This is a genomic window from Paenibacillus sonchi (assembly GCF_016772475.1).
In the GTDB taxonomy this organism is placed as follows: domain Bacteria; phylum Bacillota; class Bacilli; order Paenibacillales; family Paenibacillaceae; genus Paenibacillus_AQ; species Paenibacillus_AQ sonchi.
The window spans coordinates 6,821,425-6,847,230 of the sequence record NZ_CP068595.1 but is presented as its reverse complement, the minus strand read 5'-3'; the positions used below and the strand labels follow the sequence as shown (position 1 = coordinate 6,847,230).

Below are 25,806 nucleotides of genomic sequence, written 5' to 3'. Positions count from 1 at the left end.
CGAAGAGGAGAGTGGCAAGCATGAATTCTCATGTGGAGATGGAGCATCACCGGGGTGTGCTGATTGTCCGGCTGTCTGGAGAGCTGGATCATCATGCAGCCGAATATGTACGAATGGATATGGATGAAGCCATTATGCGGGGACAGGTGGAGCATCTGATTCTCAGCCTGAAGGAACTGCAGTTTATGGACAGCTCAGGGCTGGGCGTCATTCTCGGGCGGTACAAGCTGATCCGCAGCAAAGGCGGGAAAATGGTCGTCTGTGATGCCGCACCGCCAGTACAAAGGCTGCTGGAAATGTCGGGCTTGTTCAAAATCATGCCCCTATATGACGACGAGAGCGCTGCACTCTCGGATTTGGAGGTTGCGTTATGACTAAAAGCGAAGCGGGTAACTTCATGAGCGTCCAGTTTGCCGCATTGTCGGAGAACGAATCGTTCGCGCGCGTGGTGGTGGCGGCTTTTGTCTCCCGGCTCGATCCGACGATGGAGGAGCTGAATGACCTGAAGACGGTTGTGTCGGAGGCGGTCACCAACTGTATTATCCACGGGTATGACAGTGATCCTGAAGGCATTGTCAGCATCTCTGCCTCCATCGAGCATGAAACTGTGCATCTCACGATTGAAGATAAGGGCCGGGGCATTGAGGATCTGGAGCTGGCCCAGCAGCCGCTGTATACGTCCAAGCCTGAGCTGGAGCGCTCGGGCATGGGTTTTACGATTATGGAGAATTTCATGGATGAATTCGAAGTTACAAGTGAACCGGGGCGCGGTACCTCCATTTCAATGAAGAAAACCATCGTCTCGAAAAAAGCTTTATACAATTAGGGGTTGGAGCCATGGATGCAGAGTCAAAAAAAGCTCCGCCGACCTATTTGGACGATGCGGAGGTCAAACGTCTGATCGCACTCAGTCAAGCCGGAGATAATCTGGCCCGCGACACGCTGGTCAACTGCAATATCCGCCTCGTCTGGTCGGTGGTGCAGCGGTTTATGAACCGCGGGTATGAGCCTGACGATTTGTTCCAGATCGGCTGTATCGGACTGTTGAAGTCCGTAGATAAATTCGACCTCAGCTATGAGGTCAAATTCTCCACCTATGCCGTGCCGATGATTATCGGCGAGATTCAGCGTTTCCTCCGGGACGACGGCACCCTCAAGGTCAGCCGTTCCCTCAAGGAGATGGCCAACAGGGTCCGCAAAATGAAGGACGAAATGTCCAAAACGCTGGACCGGCTGCCGACCATCGGCGAAGTCGCGGAGGCGCTGGGGGTGACACCCGAAGAGATCGTGTTCGCCCAGGAGGCCAACAAGCCGCCGACTTCAATCCACGAGACCGTCTTCGAGAACGACGGCGATCCGATCACGCTGATCGACCAGATTGCCGACGAGACGCAGGAGCGCTGGTTCGACAAGCTCGCACTCAATGAGGCCATCGGGGCCTTGACCGAGCGCGAGCGCCTGATCGTCTACCTGCGCTACTACCGCGACCAGACCCAATCCGAAGTCGCCAGCCGCCTCGGCATCTCGCAGGTCCAGGTGTCGAGGCTGGAGAAGAAAATCCTCGCGAGCATCCGCGAGCAGATTGCGCAGTAGATTGGCTGGCAGGGTACAAGCAGGGAAGCAAGGCAAGCAGGGAAGTAAGGCGAGAGGGAAGCAAGGCGAGCAAGGAAGTAAGGCAAGAGGGGAGCAAGACGAGCGGGAAGTAAGGTAATAGGGAAGTAGGGCGAGCAAGGAAGTAAGGCAGAAGGCAGCGGAGGCAAGTAAGGAAAACAGTGTGTGGCCGGATTTTGCAAGTAAGTATGAGCAGTGAATGTGACGGGTGAAATAAACGTTTGGAGCAGGAAGCCGCCTTGGGAGAGGCGGCTTTTTGCGTGTGGTTTGGTGGGGCGCAGCAATGAATCGGACAGAGAGGAGAAAACAAAGCCAAACGGCTCGTACAGCAGAGGATCGAACTCTTCCAGCCTCCCCTGAAAAAAGGGGGGACTTCCCCTAATGGACCCAGATGCCGTTATCTGCTTGAAATCAGTTTTTGCTGGGCACTTACGGACCCAGATGACCCTATTTCATGCAAATCCACTATTGTGCTCCGGGAAATGCCAGCTTAGCGTCTCCTCTGTCCGTTAGCTTGAATAAAAAGACCGGATTGTTGAAATAACGGCGCTGGAGTCCGTAACGTCGTGGTTCCCTTTAGGTTCGAGTGTACAGCACCCATCTGATTATCTACAAGATGGATGGCGAGGAGTCCGTCAATCTAGCCTTCCGGGATGCTCTACTAGTTTCCATGCCTGATCCGCTCCATTAAAGGATTTCCTGTCCGTATCCCTGAAAAAGGAAAAAATAGAACATCTTAATTCGATAGGAATAAATTCCGATAATAAGAGTGTCCTCTACATCTAAAGTCTCATTTACATAAGCATACAAGGACAGAAAACCGAGTTTGGAACAAAGGCAAATCCGTACGAAAGTCGGAGACGCAAAGCCACGGGCCTACTTCATCCGGAAGGGATGTCAGGGCAGCCGGGCCGCTCAAGGCACTTGGTTTTTTGGCGTGCCTACAAATAGCGCTGGGGGAGAGAAGTGGATGAGGTTCGGAAGGAAAAGGAAGTTTACGCAGACGGTTACAGCTGTTTGCGCGGCGGTGATTTTGCTTGGGGGCTTGCCGGCAGTGGTCTGGGCATAAGGCAGGCTTCGGTTTCGGCTGCGGCGGCCAATCCGGGCAGAACGGACTATAGCGTATCGGGTGATCGGCTGATATGGCTGGAACCGGATGCAGACGGAGTTAAGCAGGTGCACGCGCTGAATCAGCGCAGTGGAGCAAATACGGTGCTTACGGCCGGTCCATCCGCCAAGGATGCGCCTTATGTGCATGGAGCGGTTGCGGTGTGGGCGGACAAGGGAAGTGAGCCGGGAGCTACGCTCCACTGGGATATCTACACTGCCGATCTGGAGACAGGCAAGAAGATGAAGCTCAACAAGCAGGCCGGCCAATACGGCAATCCGACAACTGACGGCGTAGGTGTGGTCTGGTATGAACGCAAAAATTACGGCAGCATGATCTATCATGATCTGGCCACAGGGGTTGAAGCGGATCTGGGCGAAGGCCGTTTCCCGGTGCTGGCCGGCGGAAATGTCGTCTACAAGAATGCCCGTGACGGGGGCCTCAGCCTGCTGGATGTGAGCAGTGGCGTAACCCGCGCACTGGTTAGCCTGGGTGGTGCGAATGCGGTGGACTGGTTTGTATTTAACGGCAGCCACGTGCTGTACAAGCAGAAAAACAGTGCCACAGGGAGCAAATATGTACTGCTGAACATCAAAGACCTGACGGCACAGCCAATGGATCTCACCGGGATGAAAGCCGGGGGAACTGAATATGCCTTTATGTCCATAGGTGAAGGACAAGCTGTGTTCCAGGAGGAGGTTGACGGTGCTGCCACTCTGAAGCAGGTAGACCTCACTACATATGCAGTAAAACCGCTGCCGATAGATGCCGGGGTGAAGCTGATCGGAATTAGCGGGAGCAAGCTGCTGTACAGCAAGAAAGATGATTACATAGAATCAGTTGATTTAAAAGAAACCCCTAACCCGACTCCTGGACCGGAAACGACTCCATCGCCAGGTGCAACCCCAAATCCAGGCCCAGACGCTGACCCGGGTCCGGCCCCGGGGACCAAGGTCCCTGTGACTATTGGAGCCAAAGACAGCCGGATTATTGGAAGTTCAGGCGGCATTTTGTCTGCAGTGAACGGTTGGGCACGGCTGGAGATTTCCGCAGGAACCTTCCCGGACAATACCAGCGTAAGCCTGGCCCAGGCTGAACTGGAAACGAAGGAAATGCTGGATGCAAGCGGCAAAAAGCTGCTCAAGGCTGGTTCCGCCTGGCAAGTACAAGCGGGCGCTCCATTCCTGATCCCGGCCAAGCTGGCAGTCCGGTATCCGCAGGAGGAGCCTTGGACGTCAAAGCGGGAGAAGCTTGGAATCTACAGCTACAATCCGGACAAAGGCATCTGGAGCTATATCGGCGGGGTGACTGCGGCGGAGGACGGTTTTGTTCAGGCTAAAATATCAGCCTCTGGACTGTACGCGGTCATGCTGCGCGAGGCACAATTCACGGATATGTCAGGCCACTGGGCACAGCAAGCTGTGGAGGTGCTGGCGGCAAGAGGCATCGTGAACGGGATGAACGGAACTGTATACGCGCCAAAAGCCATCCTGACCCGGGCTGAATTCACCAAGCTGCTGACAGCAGCTCTTGGACTGCAGCCGGTGCAGACGGATAAGCCAACCTTCCGTGATGTTTCCGCTGCGCACTGGTCCTACCCGTATGTGGAAGCGGCAGCGGCGGCAGGAATTGTAACCGGAGACGCAGGGCTTTTCCATGGCAATGCTCCGCTGACCCGTGAACAGATGATGGTGATGCTGATGCGGGCGATTGGCAGCACTACTGCCCACAGCCCGGCATCTGCTGCGGACCCAGTCAAGCTTCAGACGGTACTCTCCGGATTCAAGGACAACGGCACCATTAGCCAATGGGCACGGAAATCCGTAGCTGCGGCGGTTGACAAGAAGCTGGTGCAGGGCAGCGGACAGCTTTTGAAGCCTAAAGATTCATCCACAAGAGCCGAAGCGGCAGTCATTATGTACAAGCTGCTGGCTGAGCTGAAATTACTCTAACTTATCACGGATAGGAGATCGGTCTATGAAATTCCGAGTATTAAAAAGGAAATGGCGCAGCGGCAGCCTGAAGGCGCGTGTGAACCTCATGCTTGCGCTGCTGCTGGTCATAGCTTACATCCCGGTTCTTCCGGGACTTACCAAGCTCACATCGTCTGCCTATGCGGCTACCAATATGCGGATTGAACCGAGTGAGCTGAGCCCGGGACCCGGTAAAAGTGTGGAAATTTCGTTCAGCTTCAACGCAGCGGATGACGGTCAGGACCAGCATGAGACCAACATCAGCCTGTGTACTCCGCAAAAAGACGGTTCTGCTCCGCTCCTTGGAGATCTGATTACGAGCGGCGTCTATCCGACGAAGCAGAACGGGCAATATATCGTTCATAAATATGTCTGGGATGGCAAGATCGGAGGCGTGCCGCTGGACGAAGGGCGCTATAACATCTGCATCTCGCCTGCTGAATATAACGGCTCCGGTGTGTATTACGGCCAAATCGCCAGCTTCGAAATCCTTGGCGGTGACGAGGTGCAGCCACCGGCAGCCTTGCAGATCAGACCTGCGGCCTCAGGACAATCTGTGGTATCAGGGACTGCTGAACCCGGAACGCTGCTGGAAGTGGAGCTCTACTATCCGTCCAGCGGAGAAGACAAGCTGTACTCCAATGTTGCAGTCAACAGCGCAGGGCAATGGAGCCAGCAGCTCGGGATCACGCCGGGTGTAACGGCGCATATCACGGCGAGAGCGAAGAAGGACGGTAAGATCTCGGGGTATTCGGAGCCGCTTGCGGTGCTGCGTGCGGCCATGCCCGCTTTTTCGCTGAGCTGGGAAGCCTTGGCTGCCTATTATTATAAGCTGGATTCTGTTCAGGCGATGAAAGAAAAAGCCCAGGAAATCGCTGTACTGAACCAGTCTGCGGCCTCGTCCGGAACCATCAGCGGGTTGACCTCTATTTTGCTGACTGATCCTCAAACTGCCCGTGCTATTTCCAGCGGGGATCTGACGCAATTTACGGAAGCGGCCATCCAGGACCGGCTGCGGATCGTGAACCCGTCGGGGCAGGCGCCGGTTGATCCGGCCCGGGGTGATTTTGTCTACTCCAGCGATTCGATAAGTCTGCAGGCGCTGATGCCGCTGCAATTCGGACTAAGCTATTTAAGCCGTGACCCTTATAAGGGGGTTAATGGTCTAGGGTGGCATCACAGCTATGAATGGAAGCTGAACCCGCTGAACAGCGGTAAGGTGGAGGTCATGAGCCCGGACGGTTCGCTTTTTGAATATGTGCCTTTGGCGGGAGGCCAGTATCTGACACCGCGTGGTACCGACTGGACGCTAAGTGCCCCTTCTTCAGGGGAATATACCCTTGCATCGCCTCAAGGCGATCTTTACCGGTTCAATGCTGAAGGGCTGCTGCAGTCGGTCACGGATTTGAACGGGAATCAGATCGCTTTTGCTTATCAGGGTACGAAGCTGGAAGAGGTCAGTACTGCCGGGGCTTCTCTAAGCTTAAGCTATGACGGGGCAGGAAAGCTGATTGCTGTAAGTGATCCGGCCAGCCGCCAAATGTCATTTCATTATGATCCGGCAAGCGGAGACATGACCTCGATTACTGATGTGGATGGGGCCACAACCAAGCTTACCTATGATGACACCCATCACGTACTGAGCGTAACGGACGCCAAAGGAACTGCGGTGATGAGTGTTGCCTATGATGACCATCAGCGCGTGACCAGTTTCACCGATTTCTATGGTAATACGAGTTCTTCCGCCTATGAGGGGCGCGTGGCGCCGGTAGTCCGGGGAGAGGAGCCTGAAGGCGGCGAGACGGGGATTGATCCTGCGAACGGACGGGATATACCGGAATCTAATGAGGTGATTTTGTCCGGGACGATGAACAATCTGGCCCATGCACCTGCATACCGGAAGGTTGAAGGGCTGAAGCCGCTCATAGCTGACTATTTGGCGGGCAGCATCGGAATGATCGAGAGCAAACGGAATGCTTTTAGCGCCTCTGCGGTGGCCGCTCCAGGCGGGATTGCTGACATTCAAAGCGCGATTGCGGCCAGCAGCGCATCACCGGCTGTTGTGAGTTCGGGTCATCTGAATATTGAAGAGAGCGTAACGTTCGGGTCACCGGGCAAGCCTGTCGTCCTGATCGTGGACGGGATGAATACGAACAAGGATATCACTGTACGCGTATACGGCACGCTGATTCTGAAGCAGGGACTTAACGCCAACACCAAGCTTGCGCTCGATGTGCAGAAGGTTCAGGGCTTATACGGCAATCTGTGGTCCGGCGGACCCATTCATCTCAATAATGATTCTTCCGTAACGGTAGGGGATACGCTGCAAACAGGCAGTCTGACCTACAACAGCGGCGGGCTGACCGTTGATGCCCAGCGGATTCTTATTGCCGGGGACTTGTCGATCAATACACGCGTAGAGATGAACATTGCCCAGGAAATGACCGTTGGCGGAATTGTGTCCAACAACCAGACGGCGAATCTGACCGTGACCGGCGGTGACCTGTTCGTCCGCGACAACGTCAGTGTTAATAATAATTTGAAGGTGCAAACGGGCGGGCTGTTCGTGCTTGGGGGAGATATGACCCCGAACCAGACTCCAGTTGTCCGTACCGGGGTTGGCTCAGGCAAAACGATTTTGACTTATCCGCAGAGCAGTGCCGGCAGTGCTGGTTCCGGGAAAATCAGCAGTGCAAGTCAGGGGGGCACCAACAGTGCCAGTTCCGGGAATCCTGCAGCGGTGAGCCCTGCCGGATTAGCCTCTTCGATCGCCACTACCGCGAACAAGACTACATGGACCAATGCGCTTCATCAGGATACTTCATATATATGGAATAATCATTTCCAGGTTGCTCAGCGGCAAGCGGCCAATGGCGCCGTCGTCAAATACAGTTATGACAGCAGCGACCGCGTAACGGCAATTACAGACGCTAACGGCAACAAAGGCAAATTTGCCTATGACGAGCGCGGGAATCTGACGCAGACGACAGACGAGAGCGGATACTCTTCACTCACCCGCTATAATGCAATGAACCGTCCGGTTAAAGAGATCGATGCTCTGGGCAACCGGGCCACCTATGAATATGACACAGCAGGCAATCTTGTCAAAAGCACGGATGCCCTCGGCGGCGTAGTCACCATTGCCAGAGACAGTGCCGGGGTCCCGGTCTCCGTTACGGACGCCGAAGGACACACTACGGCCTACATTAACGATGCTGACGGATTCGCCAAAGAAATCAAAGACCCGAGCGGATACACGACAATTATTGAACGCGATACTCTGCACCGGACAACTAAGATCACGGATGCGGAAGGCAAGCTGCAGGCCGTCGACTATGACCAGAAAGACCGTGCGGTTGCGGTTACGAATGCGCTGGACCAGACAAGCAGCGTTACCTACGATGCGAACGGTAATCCTGTGGAACACACTGACGAAGCTGGTAGTAAGACGGTCAGCAATTATCAGGTGTACCGCCTGAGCAGCACAGCGGACGCGCTTCAAAACAGCACCAGCAAGACCTATGATGCGCTCGGCCGCGTCATAGAAGCGAAGGACGAAGCGGGAGCAGTCACAGCCTACAGCTATGACAGCGTCGGACAGCTGGAGGAAGTTACAGATGCCGAAGGCCATTCCAGCACGTATACTTACGACGATAACGGTAATATGCTCACCCAAAAGGATGCGAAGGGCAACATCACCTCCTACACGTACAGCAAGCGCAATGAACTGCTGAGCGTAACCGATCCGCTTGGAGCCAAGACGCGTTACCGTTATGATGCAGCAGGCAATACCATCAAGGAGACTGATGCGCTCGGCAATAGCACCTACTATGATTACAATGCACTGGGACAACTGGTGAAGGTAACGGACGCACTTGGTGCGGTAACTGAATACCAGTATGACAAGAACGGCAATCAGGTCGCAGTGATTGATCCCAACCATTCGGTCTGGACGACCAAATACGACAGCCGGGGTCTGGATGCGGGAACGATTAATCCGCTGAATGAGGAGACTGCAGTCACACGCAATGCGCGCGGGCTAATGACCGAATTCCTGGATGCGGCAGGACAGAAGACTACTTACGAATACGATGCTTTGGGTCGGAATACACGGGTGCGCAATGCACTGGGGTACGAAACCACTTACGCTTACGACGCGCAGGGCAATGTAGAGAAGATCGTGGATGCGAATCATCACGAGACGGCTTTTACGTATGATCCGCTGGGCAGATTAACGGAAGTAAAGAATGCGGAAGGCAGTACCACTAAGTACTCCTACGACGCCTCCGGCAACCTGCTGGACAAAACCAATGCCCTCGGAGCTGTAACATCCTACCGCTACGATGCCCTGAACCGGGTTATTGAATCGGTGAATCCGCTGCAGGAGAAAACCACCCTTGCCTATGATGAGAACGGCAATCTGCAGAAGGTCACAGAACCGGACAGCAATACAACCGTCTATACCTATAATAAGGGCAATCAAGTGGAACAGATTCAGTATGGCAACGATCTCTCGGTAAAATATAAATATGATCCCGCGGGACGCCGCTCCCTGATGACAGACAGCACCGGGGACACGCGGTACACCTATGACGCACTCAACCGGCCAACCTCAGTGATAGATCCGCGGGGCAACAACGTGCGTTATGAGTGGACTGCAACCGGACAGCGCAGCCGGATCATTTACCCGGATAATACCGTGGTCAGCTATGACTATGACAAGCTTGACCGCATCAAGCAAGTAACGGATGCACAGAACGGGATCACCAGCTATCTGTATGATGCAGCCGGCCGTCTGAAAGAGAAGCTGCTGCCGAACAAAGGTCAGAGCACCTACAGCTATGACGGGGCGGGACAACTGCTGGAGATGAAGCATACGGCCCCAGGCGGCGCACTGTTGGAGCAGCTGACCTATGTGTACGATCCGGCAGGCAATAAAATCCGCAGTGAACGCCAAGAAGGCGGAAGCGACGAGGACAATCCTGCTGGAACGCCGCGTCCGGCGGACATCTCGGATTATGCTTACGATGCACTAAACCAGCTGGTTCAAGTGCAGAAGCAGAACGGCTCCAAGGTCGTCTACTCCTATGACACCGTGGGCAACCGGCTGGGGAAAGAAACCACTGAAGCCGGAACCACCATCAAGGAACAGTATACCTACGATGCGGCGAACAAGCTGACCCATTTCGAAAAAGGCAGCGACTACAAGGACTACACCTACGACAAGCGCGGCAATCTGCTGGAAGTGAGCGGTATCGACAGCGAAGCGGCTCTGGGCCTGCTCACGGCGAAGACAAGTGCGCAGAAGACTACAGTGCCGGACAGTGTCTATTCTGATATGGAGACAAGCGGACTGGATGCGAGCGGGGATGCTGATCCGTTGGTTGAGCTTTTAGATCCGTTGTCATCGATTCCAGATCCAGCCTCAAGCCCTGCCGGAACGATTCCAACCGATGTTGAAGGAGCTTCATTATCCGGTCTGCCGGATGCGGATGTTAAAGCAGGAGTAACAGGGGATGTCTACGGGGCAGATAAGGCTCTAACTCCCGAAGGGCTCTTGAAAGCCGCACTGGCCGCAGGCCCGAAGGTGCTGGAGAGCAACCGATGGGATGCATCAAACCGCCTGATCAAAAACACCAATACGTACGGCGACATCACCACGTACCAATATGACGGGGACGGCAACCGGGTCAGCATGCGGACCACGATCGGTGACGGTGCGGTTCAGGATGCTTACCTGCCCGGCAACCCTGCGGGTAACCGTGACGGTTGGGAGCCGCAGTATAAGAAACGGCAGCTGGATATTTATTTTACCAATGACACCACCATGAGCATTCCGCAGCCTTTGACCGCAACTGGAGCTACCGGACAGAACTGGAAGCAGTCTTATGTGTACGGAGCCGGTGAAGAGCGGATCAGCATGAGCTATCTGGTCAGCGGAGACAAGAGCAACGATTGGGAACCGGCGGCCGGAGCCAGCGGTGCCAGCGCGGCGGCGGGTGCGCCGAAGACCCTCTTTTATCTGAGTGATGCGCAGGGCAGCGTCATCGGGCTGGAAGGCCAGGACGGCAGCATGTCCACGCGATACCGCTACGACGAATTCGGCGTGGCCGAAGCTCCGGAGAAATTCGACCTGAACTGGTCCGGCCCGGACAACTTGTTCGGCTATACCAGCCTGAGCTATGATTACTACAGCGGCTACTCCCATGCACAGGCGCGGGATTTTGACTCCAGCATTGGGCGGTTTATCAGTGAGGATACGTATGAAGGCCAGCTGATCGATCCGCTGAGTTTGAATTTGTATGCGTATGTGCAGAATAATCCTTTGATTTTTACTGACCCTACGGGGCATTATACGTTTAAGGACGACCCAAGTAAGCCAGCGGTAGTTCAGGGTTATGTAGTGAACACAGACATGCATGCGAGCAACAAACTAGTGGAGTTTCTTAAAACTTATGAAACATTCTCCGGGAAATGGTACTATGCAACCAAGGAAGAAAAAGAGAGAAATATTAAGACAATCGGTTACGGACACGTAATCCAACCTGGTGAAGAAAGCTTATTTAAAGGAATTACAGAAGAGCAAGCACTAGTTTTATTAAAGTCTGATATTAAAAACAAAGCCGAGAATTATATAAATGACTGGGCAAAGAGTAATGATATAGTTTTTTCACAGCAACAGTTTGATGCTCTTGTTAGTTGGAAATTTAATGGAGGGAACTTTTTAAATCGTGATCCAGGGAAAATGCTGAAAGATGGGGACTTCTCATCTTCTAAATTTCAAAATGAATTTAAAAATGAAATGCTTTTATGGGTAAAAGGCAGCGGAAAGAAGCTGCCAGGATTATATATGCGTAGATATGATGAATGGGAAATGTTTGTAAATGGTGATTATACTAGAAATTACAACAGAGTGCTCCCCAAGGGTTTTTAAACTAAATTAAGTGGTGATAAAATGAGAAATATATCAATGGTTCTAATTTTGATTTTGCAGTTACTATTGATTACAGCATGCAGAACAGAAACAGAAAAGGGGGATGTTGCTCGGACGGTAACTTCAGCTACAAAAATTACTAATACTTCTGTAGTTCCTGATGATTCAAACACTCAACTAATAGATAGTTTGATAGGGAAGTGGAAAATAGACAGTCTTTATGCATATGGAGTTGGTGGTTCGAAGAATGACGAACAAGATATCAAAAAGTTAATCGGAACGGAAATTATATTTTCTTCAGATTCTATTAAATTTGGTAATGAAGCTGAAGAAAAACCTATTTTCTATAAAGTGAGCAGATTTTCTGATGAAAGCTTTTTATCCGATATTGATTGGATAAAAGAAAGCACTATGGATACAGATCTAAACCCTCAAACTTTAAAAGAGATAAGCCTATATGAAGATGAACAATATAAGAATTTTTATTATGGTGATGGAAATATTACTTATTACACTGATAAGGGAGAACTTATTTTAGATCAAGATGGGGACTTGTTTTTATTAGTTAAAATGGAAAATTAAATGTGTGTCAAATTAATTCAGGTAGAACCACATGCGAGTGTAACAACTCCATGTGGTTTCTTCGTTCATTTAACTATCCCCCACCCGGTGCCGATTGAAACGGGCGTCACATTTTGAAAGAACTCTTTCTTTCGCATTAAAAATAATTTAACAGGTCTATTATGGACGGCTGGTTGCCTCCATAACAGGCCTGTTTTATGTTTCTCACTTTTATGACGCTCTCGGCAGCGTCATCGGGCTAGAAGGCCAGGACGGCAGCATGTCCGCACGTTACCGCTACGACGAATTCGGCGTGGCCGAAGCTCCGGAAAAATTCGACCTGAACTGGTCCGGCCCGGACAACTTGTTCAGCTACACCAGCCTGAGCTATGATTACTACAGCGGCTACTCCCATGCGCAGGCGCGGGATTTTGACTCCAGCATTGGGCGGTTTATCAGCGAGGATACGTATGAAGGAGATATATAGATTTACCTATAATTAGTGCAGAAAGTCTTAAAGAAAAGGAAAAATCAAAAAACGGTACTTATGTTTTTTGGGCTTTAAATGATACAGATATTGAAATGCTTGCAGCTAGACAGGGAATAATTGCAAAAGATCCATTGGGAACTTGGTCTGCAGCTGAGCACATAAAATGGGGAAGTGATGTTGATGCTTGGACTAATGATCCGTGGATATCGACGACAATTGATCCAATGGTAGCTTTTGAAAAGTTTGATGGTAATCGAAATGGTGTTGTAATAATTGATCTTAGTAAAATCTCTGGAAGTAAAATCTATTTTCCTACAGCGTTTTTACCGCCAGGATCGGAAGAATATATGTTATCTTTTTACGATAAGGAAGTACTTATTAAATATAGTATTCCACAGGAAGCAATCGTAGGTGTAATGTTTTCGAATTAAATAAATAAAACAAATAAGGAGGACCTATGGATAAAAGAATGGATCAAATCATTGCTTCACTTAATACAATTTCACTTGAAATAGTGGTACCACTTAGAAAAAAAGTTATTAACAAAGCAGCATTTAGTGAGCTTTTCGAATTAATGAATGAATTGCAAAAAATACTATATAATGAAAAATTTATACAAAAAGAATTGGTGGAAATTTTATTTCACGTATACACGCAACTGGATATGCAGGCTAACTATATTAGGACAGAAGAAGTTAAAAAAGAATTCACCGCTTACCTTACTAAAATGAGAAGCAAGATGAGAGAAATCTTTGGGAAGAATGTACAACAAAATGCTAACATGAAGGAAACTTCAGTTAAAGATATTATGGAAAGTTCGGGCATTACAAACCCACAAGAAGTAATCGATGGACTAAAGAAATTATACGATTAGTGCAGTGGACTCTTGGGATATGAAATAGCTGAATTAATTCTGAAGTATTATACCACAAGCAGGATGATATATTCTGGAGGGGCGGCGATTGGAAATCAGTCGTCGTCCTCTTTAATTATAATAGTCGTTTTATAAACTAGGATACAGTTGAAGGGCAGATTGATAATCCGCTAATTCAAAACCTGTATACCTATGTGCAAAATAACCCTTTAAAGTATACTGATCCATCAGGGCACATGCCGGTAGAACTTTTACAACACATCTCTAAGATGTATAATTCAAAAAAGCTAAGTGTTCAGCAAGTTACACTAGAAGCAGTAAGGTGAATTTGAGAAATGTTTTTCTAGCCTTTCACAAGATCGCTCAACTAAATATTTCTAAAAAGCTACATGGGATGAAACATAAATAGCGTGTTAGATTTTCCAATAGCTTCCTCCCCGAAAAAAGATATATGGGGAAACTATAAAAATATGAGGCAGATATCGTTATTCCAAAAACAAAAGAAGTATATGAAGTTAAGCTGATCTTCGGTGAAGATCCAAAAAAACAATTGGAGAAGTATAAGAAAGATGGCTAATTATTAAGAAAGATCGCAGTGGGGACGTAGAATTTGTAACTACCACAGAAGCGAAACAAATAGTTCAAGAATACTATGAACCATTATACGATCGAACCCCAATTCTTATACCAGGATTAGGTGCGGAATGATTCCTGTTCCTGTAATTCCTTAAAGAAAGAGGAGAGTATTTATGAAGGAGTTGACCAATGAAGAAAGAGGAGGTTTCAATGTTGGTTATTACTCGACAGATAGTGTACAAGCCACAAATGTTAGTTGGACAAGACAATCTAGATTTAATGGGCCATCTAAACCTTCTGTGAAAACTGTATTTGAAGCCCCAATAGCAGTGAAACAAAATCATTTTGTGATAACGAATAAAAGAGACTTGTTATTTGGAGGAGATGGGGAATTCTATAATATAAATATAAGAGGTGAAATCAATTGGCATTATAAAGATTCACGAAATTTTATGGATAGATTCTTTTTTACCAGTCCAATCATATTGAAAAATGGTTATGTTTTAGTTGGGACGTCGGGAGGATGGGATTCAAAGGGACATAAAGTAATGGCATTTGATCGGGATGGACATCTGGTGTGGGATTTTAAATGTGATGATGCTGTTTCGTCAACTTGTGTTACAGATAGTGAAGGAAATATTTATTTTACTACCTATGGTTCAAAGTTATATTCTGTCGATTTAGATGGAAACCTTAGATGGATATTTCGTTATGAAGCAGAATTTTCAATAACACCCGTTATATCCGACGAGTGGAAAATATATATTTCATCTAATGATGAGTTCATGATGATTTTGGATCGATTTGGTGATTTATTGAAAAAATTCAAAATAGGAACATGTGGGCCATATTCCTTTCCAGTATTTGATCAACGTGGTAACTTATATTTTAAAACAAATATGATTGATGATATTCAATTAATATCATTAAACAATGAAGGGACAATAAACTGGCTTTTTAGTCCTGAAAGGGGAGATATAATTACATCTCCTGCTTTGAATGACGCGGGATTTTTATTTGTAGGGGCGACTTTTTTCAACTTATTTGTGTTGACAGCGCAGGCAAAGAGGTTTGGACGACAGCGGTTGAAGGATTTATGAGTCAACCTCCAATAGTAGATATAAATAGCAATGTGTATACAGTTAGTTATAAAGAAGCTAGAGGTAGAGGGTATTCATATCTTCAATCATTTAGTAAAGAAGGAAAAGAAAATTGGAGAATAAAATTGGAAGGCGTTCTAACACTTCCTGTTCTTAGCTCAGATGGTGAGATTGTTTTATTGTTAAACAATACAAGTGGTTGGATAGAAAAAACACAAGTTATTACAGTAACACAAAAATAATAATGTTAACATGTTGAAGTTGTATTGGGAACTATTAAATCCCCATAATTAAGCGGAACAAAGCAATGAAACACGTTGCTATGTTCCGTTTTTCTATAAGCATGAGCTTTCAAAAGGATTTTTCAATAATTCAACTTAATATTAGCTTTAAGTATTATGCCGATGGCCTGCGTTTCATAAAGACCAATGGCCATACCCAGACCAAGGTGAACTATAACCTGAATGGTGAAGTAATCTCGCAAAGAGAAGATCGTCAGCGGTGTGTTCGTGGAACAAGCAAATTTCGTCCGATGGAACCGGGTACTGGTGAAGAAGGATAAGAATGCATCCAAAGACTACTATTATCTGTACATGGCACGGTGATGTTGTACAGATCGTGGATACCAGCGAAGCGATAATCAACAGGTGGAGGGGGCTTCGAACTCCTTCAAGTACACAGGAGAAGTGTACGATACCGAAACCGGGCTGTACTATCCGAGTATAGGGCGGTTTTTGAGGATACGTATGAAGGTCAGATTGATATCCGCTGAGCTTGAATTTGTATACGTATGTGCAGAATAATCCGCTTAGGTATATGGATCCTAGTGGGCATTTCTCAGTAGAGCCCTATGATGTCCATGAACTAAGAAGCGTACTGGATGACGCTATCGCGAAAAACCTCAATAAAGGAAGCAAACTTTATCAGGCATATCATGATAAAATCTGGGAACGCTACGGCTTTGCATCCTTTATGAAAACCAACCAGTACAATTACTTGTTCGGTTTATTGACAGGAACAAGTGCTTACAAGAACAGTGCCGGTAACGCAAGCTGGGCAAGAGAAGAGTTAATCACTGCGTTTTATGAAGAAAATGAGGCAGAGTATTTGGCGTTTTTAGCTCTAGGAGCGGTAGGTAGATTTGGGGGTGGGAATTCAGGTTCCAATAGAGTTTCTAAGGGGAGATTGAATCAACTCCCAATTTAGGAGTTGTGCAATCAAGAATTAACATTGCTAACGGTCGAACTAGATTTACCCCTTTAAGACCTAGCACTGGTGAACCGATCTCAGCAGGGTGGTACCATGTAGTAGATGGTCACTTTAATGTTCCTTTAGCTAATAGCCGGTCTGTTTTCTCAATCTCCCCGAATAAGTTAAGAGGTATACTACAAAGACCTAATGTAGTCAAATCTCCGGTTACAGCTATACAGGGTGGTCAGTATGTTAGAATTGTAAATACAGGCGAAGTCGTTGGGAATTCAGCTCTTAAGTTTGGTGGAAAGAAAACTACTTGGATTAAAATTTTTACTGATAAGGCTGGTAATTTGATAACAACTTATCCTGTACCAGCACCAAAATAGGAGGAGGTTCTATGAATTTTATTTTGTGGGAAAGTTTCATAGATTGTTTGGAGAATCCAGAGGGCACAAAAAATTATATTAATTATTATTCAGTATTAACTTTATGGTTACGGAATAATAAACATTATTTTTCCGAAGATTTGTTTAAAAAAAATCGATTGGATATACTTACGAATCTAAACCCTAATATATATGTCATCGAAGATCCAGGATTCCCGATTACTAGCGAACTGCAGAGATTCGAGAGAAATAAACCAAAAAATTTGGAAGTTTTTGCTATGATATTAGGAAATAGGTTGTGGGATATGGTGACCATTAGAGGAAAAGCATGTCCTAATTGTGAAGGCGATGAAATGAGATATCTTCTGGCAGAGGAATTAGCGAAGAAAAATAAAAAGATTATTTTAGAGTGCAACAGCTGTGGATGGATTGAGAATATTGATGGAACATCTTGGGAGGGGTCAGATAAAGTAGTAATATTACCTGCAAGTAAGAATGAAATCGAGAAATTATTAATATCCTAAATGATGCTTAACAATTATTGCGCAGGTTGATTATTACTCGCAATTATTGTTAGACGACTTTTCGGGTGTATTACAACAGGCAACAAGAAATGGCATCCAATATGATAAACTTATTACTGTTGGAAATTGAGAATTCAAATTTAGTCCTCCTAGTACGGTAACTGGATTACAGATAAGCACAAGAGTCAAACAGGTACTGTAATAAAACTGAATTAGTGCATATTGTGGAGGGAGGGGGAATATTCCCCCTCCCATTAAATACATTTTATAGGCGGTGCATGAATGGGCTATATAAACAGTTATATAAACAGTTATATAAACAGTTATATAAACAGTTATATAAACAGTTATATAAACCGTAATTAAGTTTCTAACCTGATAAGTAGGCGATCAATCGTTTCCAACGGTTGATTATTGATTCACTTCATAAATTGACTCACATGAAGCTGAATCTTATAAAATTTTTCGAAAAAGATGTTGTTCACCACATCCGCTTTGAGCCACAGCTATAACCCTTCAACCGGATTCAGGTTTGGGCTGTAAGGCGCAGAAAGACTAACTGCAGACGTGGATGTTCCTTCAAAAAAAGGTTGCAACTCCGTCGCGTGATGAATCCAGCTGTTGTCCAAAATCATGGCGATTTTTCCACGTGGATAGGCCGAAAGAAGATCCTGTAGAAATCGAATAAAGGCTGCGGTATCGGCCTCCTCCTCTTCTCGGTGATGGACCTGACCGGTTTCATAGTTAATCACACCAAACAACTTGGCCCCTTCGTGTTTGCCGTACGTTGACACTTTACGTTGTTTCCCGCGAGGGAACCCATTGTATTGAAGGACTTGATAAGCGCGAATCATGGACTCGTCTTCAAACAGCAGATGATCGATCTTTTCAGCCTCCACCTGCTTCTTTAGCTGGGCAAAGGTGTGCTTTTTAAAGAAGGCTTAAGCCTCCTCGTCTGCATTGGCAAGCGTATAGGTTGCTTTGGTAAAGCTGAAGTTCATCCGTTTGAGCATCACTCTAATGCCACGCACGCTCATTTGGATGCAAAATTCCCGTTCTATCCATTCCGCCACCAGCGGTAGAGTCCAGGTATACCTAGCTTCGAACCCGACATCGGCTGGCTGCTGCTCGAGCATCGGCTAACCGGCGGCGTTGTTCCTCCGTAAGTTTTGTCGGTTGTCCAGGAGAATGCCCCATCTTCAGGCCAGACAGACCTTTCGTTTGGTAGGCTTTCCAATAGAGGCCGACGGTTTGACGAGCCGGCTGAGTAGTTCTCCGATCTCATCACATATATGTCCTTCCAGACGAAGACGGACGGCCAGGTACCTTCCGTAGAGTCGTTTATCCGATGTTTGTTTCTTCGCTGCATTCAATCGCTCGATTTCTTCATTTCTCATTTTCATCGCCACCTTCGGGTGCGTTATTACTATTCTTTATCCGATTTGGCGATTGAAGTGACTTCGACAGTGTCTTAATTACGTTCTATATATTTATATCGTAATACCGTTATATGAAATTCTGTGGAGAATGCACCTTAGTTGAGCTGTTTTTGTTGTGTTCATTAGTTCATCTAGTACAGCATCAGTCTTCTTTTATCTGAGTGATGTCAGGGCAGCGTCATCGGGCTGGAAGGCCAGGACGGCAGCATGTCCGCGCGATTTCAAAGGTCCCGTTCAATGTGTATGAACCAATGGAGGCAGAGTATGCGGCTGAAATGGCTGAGAATGACGGTGAAGTATCAGTACATAAGTATATTCCACAAAACGCTATAGTGGGGTGGATTCCATGAGTGATGAAGTTCAATTAGAAAAGGAAATATCAACTCTCATATTAAAAATTCTTCTGTATATAAGAACGAATAGGGAATTACCGGACGAAAGTATAAGAGAATTACTACATTTTTTAGAGGAAATAAGAAAATTCACTAAAGGAAGAGATAAAATATCTAAACCTTTGGCCTATCAATTGTTCTACCTTTATACGACGGGTGTAAGCCAAGCTGTATATAATAAAGACCCTGATAATACTATTCTTACTGAGTTATATATGGGTATTGTTGCCGTATTAAATGACGTTCTTTATCAATAATCAAATGTGCTAGGCTCGAAGGTTAAGAAACTAGCTTAGGGCCTAATATGCTTAAAGCACAGCTTGAATTGGCATTAAAAATAATTAAGCAGGTCTATTTTGGATGGTTGTTGCCTCCATAATGCCCTGTTTTAAACGAGCCTGGGTTATTATATATGATAAATGAGGTGATCCATTTTGTATCCGAAGCTAGTAGCACCATTTGAAATTATACCCTTTGAAATAATGACAAAAAAAGAAGCCAAGCAATATTTTGATTGGTTCATTTTACAGATACCAACGAGAATAGATACATTAATCGCACATTATGTAGAAACATTGGGGGGAGGAAAAGAAGAATTAAATTTATCTCAGGAATCATTAGTTAACCTATGGAAGTGGTTTATTCAACGAATAGAAATGGTGCCTAAGACTAAAGAAGAGTTAGAAGAAGATGTAGATGCTGCTCCTGATTGGTTAAAAGAAGAAGTCGCTAACAACACCTTGAAGTTTAGTGAACTTACGAGCTCATTAATCATTGATGTGGGTATCTATTTTGGATCAGTATTTTTAAATGAAATACGTACATTGGAATGGGGAATCATACACAGGCCTAAAAAATATGTGTATGTTAATCGGCCAGTAATAACAGGGTTTAAGAAAATGGAGTTAAATCCTATTTCAGTAGTCAATAATAGTTCCCTAGCTATAGTTGAAAAAAATTCAAATGAAAATCAACTATTTGAACTTTGTAATATCTGGAAAGAATATTTATAATAGTCTGGATCTAACCACATGTTTATAACTATATGTGGTTTCTTTTTGTCATTAAAACAAGTCTTTCGTCAAAGAAATGGATAGACGGGTCTTGGGGCATACCCCTAACAAGCGGATTTGGATATCCAAATCCAGTGCTTGAACAACGCGAGACAGCAGTCTCGTGTGGAAAAACCAACCTGCCGGAAAAAGAATGAATGGTTTGAAATATGGATTGACTTTCTGTGCTCACAATAATATGATTATTGTGGGCACAGAAAGTGGGGTGAAGCGATGTCGTCCAAAAAGATGGGGCGTCCTCCATCTGACAATCCGAAAAGCGAAACGATTAAGATACGTGTCGATCAAGCAATTTTGAGTAAGCTTGATGCTTGCACCGAGAAGCTGAACACAACACGTTCGGATATCGTGCGCACAGGGATTGAAAAGGTGTATGACGATCTCCAAAAATAAAGAAGGAAGCAGCGTGAGTCCCATGAAGAACATCGCTACTTCCTATCCCGCAATCGCTTAAAAAGCAGACTGCATAAATATCCTACCATGTGCAGAAACCTGATTCAAGCGATGCGATTACATTTATGGGAGGATGAACATGAAAACGATTCTGGAAGCTCTGTACCGCGGGCAGATTCAACCCGAAGAAACCATTGTACCGTCTCACCCTGAATATCGACCATTAAGCCGACAAATTTCGGCGCAGACGGAGCAATGGCGAAATCGACTGGGTGAAGAAGCGTTTCGTGAGCTTGAAGAATATTTTGACCTATGCGACAGTGTGGAAAGCATGCATGTCGAAGCTGCCTTTCTCCAAGGGTTTAGGCTTGGTGCCAACTTGATGATCGAGGTCATGAGCAAGCGCGAGGGGTTGGCTCCGAATCCAGCTTCCGGCTTGTCATTATGATGAAAATAGCAACACAATGTCTGTTATATATGCAGATGGGACAACATGCCGCTTCAATTGATCCATGATAGAAAGATACTCTTGATATGCATGCAGCAGCGCGTTTGCTTATGCTGTTTTAGACTTGTATAAAATTAGGTTACGGAGGATAATTTATTTTTTGTAACTTAAACATATTCCGTTACGTTGAACAAGTCAATTATGGTCAGATAGCACCGGATTGACTTGTTTTTTGATATCTTCCCTTTCCTATACTTGACCAGATCAAGCAGGTGACAGAATATAAAAATGCATGAAGTAATCTTGAAGGGATAGTACAATTAAGTATGTATGTTAATCGTGTGAAATTGACTTTCATTCGGGCTACCCAATAAGTCGAATCGGAAAGGATGAACATATTGTCTGAAGAGCTAATCGTAGATGAGTCAAAATTCACAGAACTTACAACCATAGAACCGCAATATGACAGTTTGAGCATAAGTAACCCTTCAAATATAGAAGTGGATGCCGAGGCCTTAATGGAGCACCTGCAACAAATGAAGGGCATTGATCGAATTAAGACATTGACGATAGACTATAATTCCTCTCTGAATAATTTGAGCATATTACGAGTGTTTACTAATTTGAGAGGGCTGTTTGTTTATGGGCAATATATCCAATCATTTGAAGGTATTGAGTGGTTTAATAAAGGTGAATATATCAAAATTCAAACCCACCGCAACCGGCACAGAGATCTCTCTCAGCTCTCTAATACAAAAGTAGAATATATTGATCTTTTTGCAGAACGAAAAGAAGATTTAACTGCCATTGCTGGGTTTAGGGATATTAAAATCTTGGATATTTATCATTCGCCAATAGAGCCTGATTTTGAGGAATGGAAAGATGTCCGAATTGAAAATTTGTCTTTTAAAAGCTGTAAATTCAAAGAATTCGGAAATACAACTGCGGCTTCAGCCTTAGATGATCTCAGTATACTAGGTTGCCGCAGCTTGGTACGTTTCACAGGAGATAACAGTAACATTAAACGGCTGGTTTTGGATGGCAGCAAAAAGCTGGATTTACGTACGTTAAAGACTTTCGCGGGAATTGAGACGTTAATTGTAAACAGTTGTACACAAGAAATGAATCTAACAGAGCTTGCAGGACTAGAGAAAGTTAAACACATTGATTTTATTTTATGCCAAGTGCAGGTTGATCTAATTCATCTCAAGGAGCACTTTCCAAAAATAGAATCACTGCATATTTCAAGAATGAAAAAAGACTATGGAATGCAATTGAAGGAGCTTAATCCAGATGTGAAAATTACAAGCAACTCTTTTAGACTTGAATAAAAAAAGGTTACGGGAACAGGTCAATTATGGCCGGATAGTGCCAGGTTGACTTGTTTTTTGTTATTATCCGGACTTTTAGATGGTGGCTGATGCAAATAAATGAAATGTAGGGAACAAGACTTCTAATTGTTGAGGTTGAAGCTAAATACATCGCATTGGCCATATTCATTATCACCCACAGCAACCACCGTGCCGTCCGCTTTAAGCCCCACGGTATGGGCACAGCCCGCCGCAATCGCTACAATATCGCTCCAATCACTTACATTACATTGTCCAAAATCATTCCAGCCCGCAGCCGCCACCGTGCCGTCCGATTTAAGCCCGATGGTATGACTGCTACCTGCCGCAATCGCCACAATACCGCGCCAGCCGCTTACATCGCATTGGTCATGCTTATTCCAACCCGCAGCCGCCACCGAGCCGTCCGATTGAAGCAGGGCGGTATGAAGGTAACCCGCAGCTACCGCTACTATGTCGCCCCAACCGTTTACATCGCATTGGCGATACCGATTGTTTCCCACAGCCGTCACCGTGCCGTCCGATTTAAGCCCGATGGTATGCCAGTCACCCGCTGCGACCGTCACAATATCATGCCAGCTGCTTACATTGCATTCACCTTCATTATTTCGTCCCGCTGCTACCACCGTGCCGTCCGATTTAATCCCAATGGTACGGCACCAGCCTGCCGCAACCGCTACAATACTGCGCCAGTCGTTTACATCGCATTGGTTATGCTTATTCCAGCCCACAGCCGTCACCGTACCGTCCGATTTGAGCCCGATGGTATGGGCATTACCCGTGTTCTTCGCCATATGAACATTACCCGCCGCAACCGCTACAATATTGCGCCAGCCGCTCACATCACATTGGCCATATTTATTATCACCCACAGCTGTCACCGTGCCGTCAGATTTAAGCAGGGCGGTATGGCGGCGGCCCGCCGTTATGGTATTTTTAGGATACTGTTTCGCCTTTAGCACCGTTTCGTCCGGTGTAATATCATCCATGTCTTACCTCCGATTACGCTATTCGGACTTTTCAATCAAATCGTCCATATAGAAAACAGCAACTTTTATAGCCTCTATCCTTCTTGTAATGTAGGTCCGCTGCCCGCTGCCCTCTTTTGATTTCTTAAGAAATGAAGGAAGTGTCAACAGCAAACTCGCCAGCTCCTTTTTTGCTTCGATTAAATCTGTTTTGCAGACATCCAATTCCCGGCCTTCCCAACGGGCAAGAAGCGTTTCTGCGCCAATCCGGGCAGCCTTCATTCGCTTCTCAAGCAACCTCGTCTGTGGTGCATCTGTTTTCATATGCGAGAGCGCTTTTTCCGATTTACGAATAATCGACTTAAACGCTTCAACCGACTGCTGCTTTTCTTCTGCTGTCAAATTTTCCATGAACAATTCACCCTCCTGCTTCGATCATACAACATTCATGCAATATTTCGTTTGTTGTACCAGGAATCCTTGTGTGGACGGCCATTGTCTCTTACAATATTGTTGCTGTACTTTAGAGTTTGACTTTAAGGAAGGTGTCGCAGGTGGACAAAACCTTTACGCCAAAACAGATGGCTAAGAGACTTCAGGTCAGCACCACAACCTTGCGAAGATATGAAGATCTCAATTTGGTACCTGACGTACCTCGAACAGCCAGTAATAGAAGATTTTATTCACCGGTCCATGTTCAAGCATTTATTGCTTTACGTACCTTGATACAAGGATTCGGTATTCCTGTCAGCTACGATGTCATGAGTCTGTTAAAAAAAGGTCACGTCGAACAGGCACTTTGGAAAATCAATTCACATCAATACAACATCCAAATGGAGAAGCAACGGGTTGAAGAGGTCATGAGCTTAATTCAAAAAACCGACTTCTCCAAGTACAAAAATGTGCAGGTAACGGAAGAAATGAAAATCGGGGAGATTGCCGCTATCACTGGTGTAAACCCGTCCGCTATCCGGCATTGGGAAAAGGAGGGGCTTATCCGCGCCAAGCGGAATCCGGAAAACGGATATAGAGTCTTTACATCCCGGGAATTAAAAAAGATTATTGTGCTAAGCAGCTTAAGGAAAACCGTCTTTTTTATTGAAAGCATGAAGCAGTTGCTTGAAGCTTTAGAGATACATGATCTTACTACAATTGAACGCTCCTTCAAAGTGGCTCTGCAAAAGCTGAACGAGCAATTGGAAAAGCAAATGAACGGCATAACGGAAATGATGAGATATATACAATTTTGCAAATCATTGGAGTGTAAACTTACCGAGAAAACTTGCTTATAATCAAATTTTCTTTTGAATCCTCACAATGGATTATGCCACACTGTAGTTGTGAAATTGTATTTCTACTTTTTTCCTATGATTGAAGCCGGCTTTTTGGCTTTTCGCCGCGAAACAGCAGCTTCTTAGGAGGCTGCTTGTTCGCGGTATTTAGATTGGAGGACTCCATATTGAGCGAAATAAAAGCCGAAACTCTGACACAGGTTTTAAGCAAAATACTCGGTACAAAAATAATCTGCGCCGACGCAGGGAATATGATTTTTATAAATCCAGTTTCGGCGCTCTGTTGTCTGAATCATTCCGATGGCCTGAATGTTATCACGCCGAAATGAACGAAGAAGAAAACGAAACGCAAATATGGATGGAATATATCGACGGCATATCGGGTTTAGACTTGACCGGCGATATGTATGAACGCGCAGCCGAAGAATTAGGACGGTTCCAGGGCAAGGTATATGCCGAACAGCCGGCTTTTTTACAGAATTTGACCAACCTGAGCAAAGTGGAGTATATGAAAAACTTCTATCTTCATTACCGGTCATGGAAAAGAGTGTACGATTATATACACTCAGACGATTGCAAAATCCCGAAACACTTATGTAAAATGCTCATCGACATTGATGAAAGCGCAGACGAAATATTCAACCGTATTGAAAAGCTGCCCATCGTGCTGTGCCACAGGAATTTTTGGGTAGCAAACCTATTCTATTCAGACGGTAAAACCATACTCATCGACTGGGATACCGCCGGGTGGGGCTATTTAGGTGAAGATATGGCAAGTCTTATCGCGGATGAAGCCGATATTGAACACATGGTTGAATACTACCGCAGATGTATCCCGGCGTATTACAAGGGTTTTTCGGAATCTGCGGATATTTCACACATAACGGATAACTGCGTTTATGAGATGATTTTACTTATGTTCGGGTACAGGCTTGTAGAGTGGTATATGAACGCAGGGTCTGGAGACAAACTCCAAGAAACGGATGATGAAAAAACGCTGCACATTCATACCCTGCAAAAAATCTATGAGATGAGGAATGAACAATGATGGATAAATTGATTCACTGTACTCGCGGGTATAGGCTTTGAGTGCGGGAGAACCGGCTTTTTTGCGATGACCA

General features: G+C 46.1%; 23 protein-coding genes, 1 pseudogene and 1 riboswitch. Of the genes and pseudogenes, 20 read left to right on the top strand and 4 right to left on the bottom strand.

The features are described from left to right. Positions 1–20 precede the first annotated feature (20 nt). The 14 genes from spoIIAA (at position 21) to JI735_RS30755 (ending at position 17,331) form a co-directional block, all read left to right on the top strand. Entirely contained in the window at positions 21–374 is a 354-nt protein-coding gene (spoIIAA, locus tag JI735_RS30820; RefSeq protein ID WP_020430354.1) for an anti-sigma F factor antagonist, read from the top strand. After that, entirely contained in the window at positions 371–826 is a 456-nt protein-coding gene (gene spoIIAB / locus JI735_RS30815) for an anti-sigma F factor (protein ID WP_039834803.1), read from the top strand. Before spoIIAA ends, spoIIAB begins: the two co-directional genes overlap by 4 nt. Before the next feature lie 11 nt (positions 827–837). Continuing rightward, on the top strand, positions 838–1,593 hold the full coding sequence (gene sigF, locus JI735_RS30810; protein ID WP_020430356.1) for an RNA polymerase sporulation sigma factor SigF: 756 nt from the start codon (positions 838–840) through the stop codon (positions 1,591–1,593). Between the two features lie 844 nt (positions 1,594–2,437). Continuing rightward, positions 2,438–2,530, top strand: a riboswitch (cyclic di-GMP riboswitch). Between the two features lie 47 nt (positions 2,531–2,577). Next, on the top strand, positions 2,578–4,671 hold the full coding sequence (locus JI735_RS30805; RefSeq protein WP_202676757.1) for an S-layer homology domain-containing protein: 2,094 nt from the start codon (positions 2,578–2,580) through the stop codon (positions 4,669–4,671). 25 nt (positions 4,672–4,696) lie between these two features. Continuing rightward, positions 4,697–11,626, top strand: a complete 6,930-nt coding sequence (locus tag JI735_RS30800; RefSeq protein ID WP_202676756.1) for a glycoside hydrolase family protein — start codon at positions 4,697–4,699, stop codon at positions 11,624–11,626. Between the two features lie 21 nt (positions 11,627–11,647). Further along, a complete protein-coding gene (locus tag JI735_RS30795; RefSeq protein WP_157771339.1) occupies positions 11,648–12,208 on the top strand; it encodes a hypothetical protein in 561 nt (186 codons plus the stop codon). 259 nt (positions 12,209–12,467) lie between these two features. Then, positions 12,468–12,674 (top strand): hypothetical protein, encoded by a 207-nt coding sequence (locus JI735_RS30790; protein ID WP_202676755.1) that lies wholly within the window; start codon positions 12,468–12,470, stop codon positions 12,672–12,674. A gap of 95 nt (positions 12,675–12,769) precedes the next feature. Continuing rightward, a complete protein-coding gene (locus tag JI735_RS30785) occupies positions 12,770–13,108 on the top strand; it encodes a DUF7587 domain-containing protein (protein WP_039834810.1) in 339 nt (112 codons plus the stop codon). Between the two features lie 26 nt (positions 13,109–13,134). Further along, positions 13,135–13,551, top strand: coding sequence for a hypothetical protein (locus JI735_RS30780; protein WP_039834811.1), 417 nt, complete (start codon positions 13,135–13,137; stop codon positions 13,549–13,551). A gap of 749 nt (positions 13,552–14,300) precedes the next feature. Then, positions 14,301–15,227, top strand: a complete 927-nt coding sequence (locus tag JI735_RS30775) for an outer membrane protein assembly factor BamB family protein (RefSeq protein ID WP_202676754.1) — start codon at positions 14,301–14,303, stop codon at positions 15,225–15,227. Further along, on the top strand, positions 15,224–15,469 hold the full coding sequence (locus JI735_RS30770) for a hypothetical protein (RefSeq protein WP_411830014.1): 246 nt from the start codon (positions 15,224–15,226) through the stop codon (positions 15,467–15,469). The genes JI735_RS30775 and JI735_RS30770 overlap by 4 nt, the downstream gene beginning before the upstream one ends. 65 nt (positions 15,470–15,534) lie before the next feature. Further along, complete coding sequence (locus tag JI735_RS30765) at positions 15,535–15,789, top strand: hypothetical protein (protein WP_039836195.1); 255 nt, start codon at positions 15,535–15,537, stop codon at positions 15,787–15,789. Positions 15,790–16,043: 254 nt separating this feature from the next. Then, a complete protein-coding gene (locus JI735_RS30760) occupies positions 16,044–16,433 on the top strand; it encodes a hypothetical protein (protein ID WP_202676753.1) in 390 nt (129 codons plus the stop codon). 385 nt (positions 16,434–16,818) lie between these two features. Then, positions 16,819–17,331 carry a hypothetical protein gene (locus tag JI735_RS30755; RefSeq protein WP_039836192.1) on the top strand — a complete coding sequence of 171 codons (513 nt, stop codon included), beginning with the start codon at positions 16,819–16,821 and terminating at the stop codon, positions 17,329–17,331. Between the two features lie 506 nt (positions 17,332–17,837). Here JI735_RS30755 and JI735_RS36530 read toward each other — a convergent pair. Next, entirely contained in the window at positions 17,838–18,230 is a 393-nt protein-coding gene (locus JI735_RS36530) for a transposase (RefSeq protein WP_233476133.1), read from the bottom strand. Between the two features lie 42 nt (positions 18,231–18,272). Continuing rightward, positions 18,273–18,467 (bottom strand): helix-turn-helix domain-containing protein, encoded by a 195-nt coding sequence (locus JI735_RS36525; protein WP_233476132.1) that lies wholly within the window; start codon positions 18,465–18,467, stop codon positions 18,273–18,275. 649 nt (positions 18,468–19,116) lie between these two features. Between JI735_RS36525 and JI735_RS30745 the strand changes: the two genes are divergently transcribed. The 4 genes from JI735_RS30745 to JI735_RS30725 all read left to right on the top strand — a co-directional run bounded on the left by JI735_RS30745 (position 19,117) and on the right by JI735_RS30725 (position 22,407). Then, positions 19,117–19,419: a hypothetical protein gene (locus JI735_RS30745; protein WP_039836190.1), complete on the top strand. Its 303-nt coding sequence runs from the start codon at positions 19,117–19,119 to the stop codon at positions 19,417–19,419. 225 nt (positions 19,420–19,644) lie between these two features. Then, a complete protein-coding gene (locus tag JI735_RS30740; protein WP_202676752.1) occupies positions 19,645–20,175 on the top strand; it encodes a hypothetical protein in 531 nt (176 codons plus the stop codon). Between the two features lie 592 nt (positions 20,176–20,767). Continuing rightward, positions 20,768–21,076: a DUF6809 family protein gene (locus tag JI735_RS30730; protein WP_039836187.1), complete on the top strand. Its 309-nt coding sequence runs from the start codon at positions 20,768–20,770 to the stop codon at positions 21,074–21,076. 398 nt (positions 21,077–21,474) lie between these two features. After that, positions 21,475–22,407, top strand: a complete 933-nt coding sequence (locus JI735_RS30725; RefSeq protein ID WP_039836186.1) for a hypothetical protein — start codon at positions 21,475–21,477, stop codon at positions 22,405–22,407. Positions 22,408–22,529: 122 nt separating this feature from the next. On the opposite strand, the gene JI735_RS30720 is transcribed toward JI735_RS30725, so the two are convergent. Both JI735_RS30720 and JI735_RS30715 read right to left on the bottom strand, forming a co-directional pair. After that, the gene (locus JI735_RS30720; protein WP_202676751.1) at positions 22,530–23,414 is read right to left on the bottom strand and encodes an RCC1 domain-containing protein; all 885 of its coding nucleotides are present in this window, start codon (positions 23,412–23,414) and stop codon (positions 22,530–22,532) included. A gap of 18 nt (positions 23,415–23,432) precedes the next feature. Beyond that, positions 23,433–23,804, bottom strand: a complete 372-nt coding sequence (locus JI735_RS30715) for a hypothetical protein (RefSeq protein WP_039836178.1) — start codon at positions 23,802–23,804, stop codon at positions 23,433–23,435. 143 nt (positions 23,805–23,947) lie between these two features. Here JI735_RS30715 and JI735_RS30710 point away from each other — a divergent pair, with 143 nt between their 5' ends. Together JI735_RS30710 and JI735_RS30705 are read left to right on the top strand one after the other, a co-directional pair. Then, complete coding sequence (locus tag JI735_RS30710; RefSeq protein WP_051051912.1) at positions 23,948–24,685, top strand: MerR family DNA-binding transcriptional regulator; 738 nt, start codon at positions 23,948–23,950, stop codon at positions 24,683–24,685. 217 nt (positions 24,686–24,902) lie between these two features. After that, positions 24,903–25,733: pseudogene (locus JI735_RS30705) on the top strand (aminoglycoside phosphotransferase family protein); the annotation flags it as partial. Positions 25,734–25,806: the final 73 nt, after the last annotated feature.

Excerpts from the sequence above, each read along its gene's own strand:
- JI735_RS36525 (WP_233476132.1), bottom strand. The coding sequence starts at position 18,467 with ATGCTCGAGCAGCAGCCAGCCGATGTCGGGTTCGAAGCTAGGTATACC.
- JI735_RS30780 (WP_039834811.1), top strand. The coding sequence starts at position 13,135 with ATGGATAAAAGAATGGATCAAATCATTGCTTCACTTAATACAATTTCA.
- JI735_RS30775 (WP_202676754.1), top strand. The coding sequence starts at position 14,301 with ATGAAGGAGTTGACCAATGAAGAAAGAGGAGGTTTCAATGTTGGTTAT.
- JI735_RS30730 (WP_039836187.1), top strand. The coding sequence starts at position 20,768 with ATGAAAACGATTCTGGAAGCTCTGTACCGCGGGCAGATTCAACCCGAA.
- JI735_RS30765 (WP_039836195.1), top strand. The coding sequence starts at position 15,535 with ATGAAACACGTTGCTATGTTCCGTTTTTCTATAAGCATGAGCTTTCAA.
- JI735_RS30760 (WP_202676753.1), top strand. The coding sequence starts at position 16,044 with ATGGATCCTAGTGGGCATTTCTCAGTAGAGCCCTATGATGTCCATGAA.
- JI735_RS30770 (WP_411830014.1), top strand. The coding sequence starts at position 15,224 with ATGAGTCAACCTCCAATAGTAGATATAAATAGCAATGTGTATACAGTT.
- sigF (WP_020430356.1), top strand. The coding sequence starts at position 838 with ATGGATGCAGAGTCAAAAAAAGCTCCGCCGACCTATTTGGACGATGCG.
- JI735_RS30755 (WP_039836192.1), top strand. The coding sequence starts at position 16,819 with ATGAATTTTATTTTGTGGGAAAGTTTCATAGATTGTTTGGAGAATCCA.
- JI735_RS30715 (WP_039836178.1), bottom strand. The coding sequence starts at position 23,804 with ATGGAAAATTTGACAGCAGAAGAAAAGCAGCAGTCGGTTGAAGCGTTT.
- JI735_RS30790 (WP_202676755.1), top strand. The coding sequence starts at position 12,468 with ATGTCCGCACGTTACCGCTACGACGAATTCGGCGTGGCCGAAGCTCCG.
- JI735_RS30740 (WP_202676752.1), top strand. The coding sequence starts at position 19,645 with ATGACAAAAAAAGAAGCCAAGCAATATTTTGATTGGTTCATTTTACAG.
- spoIIAB (WP_039834803.1), top strand. The coding sequence starts at position 371 with ATGACTAAAAGCGAAGCGGGTAACTTCATGAGCGTCCAGTTTGCCGCA.
- JI735_RS30795 (WP_157771339.1), top strand. The coding sequence starts at position 11,648 with ATGAGAAATATATCAATGGTTCTAATTTTGATTTTGCAGTTACTATTG.
- spoIIAA (WP_020430354.1), top strand. The coding sequence starts at position 21 with ATGAATTCTCATGTGGAGATGGAGCATCACCGGGGTGTGCTGATTGTC.
- JI735_RS30720 (WP_202676751.1), bottom strand. The coding sequence starts at position 23,414 with ATGGATGATATTACACCGGACGAAACGGTGCTAAAGGCGAAACAGTAT.
- JI735_RS30800 (WP_202676756.1), top strand. The coding sequence starts at position 4,697 with ATGAAATTCCGAGTATTAAAAAGGAAATGGCGCAGCGGCAGCCTGAAG.
- JI735_RS30785 (WP_039834810.1), top strand. The coding sequence starts at position 12,770 with ATGCTTGCAGCTAGACAGGGAATAATTGCAAAAGATCCATTGGGAACT.
- JI735_RS30745 (WP_039836190.1), top strand. The coding sequence starts at position 19,117 with ATGAGTGATGAAGTTCAATTAGAAAAGGAAATATCAACTCTCATATTA.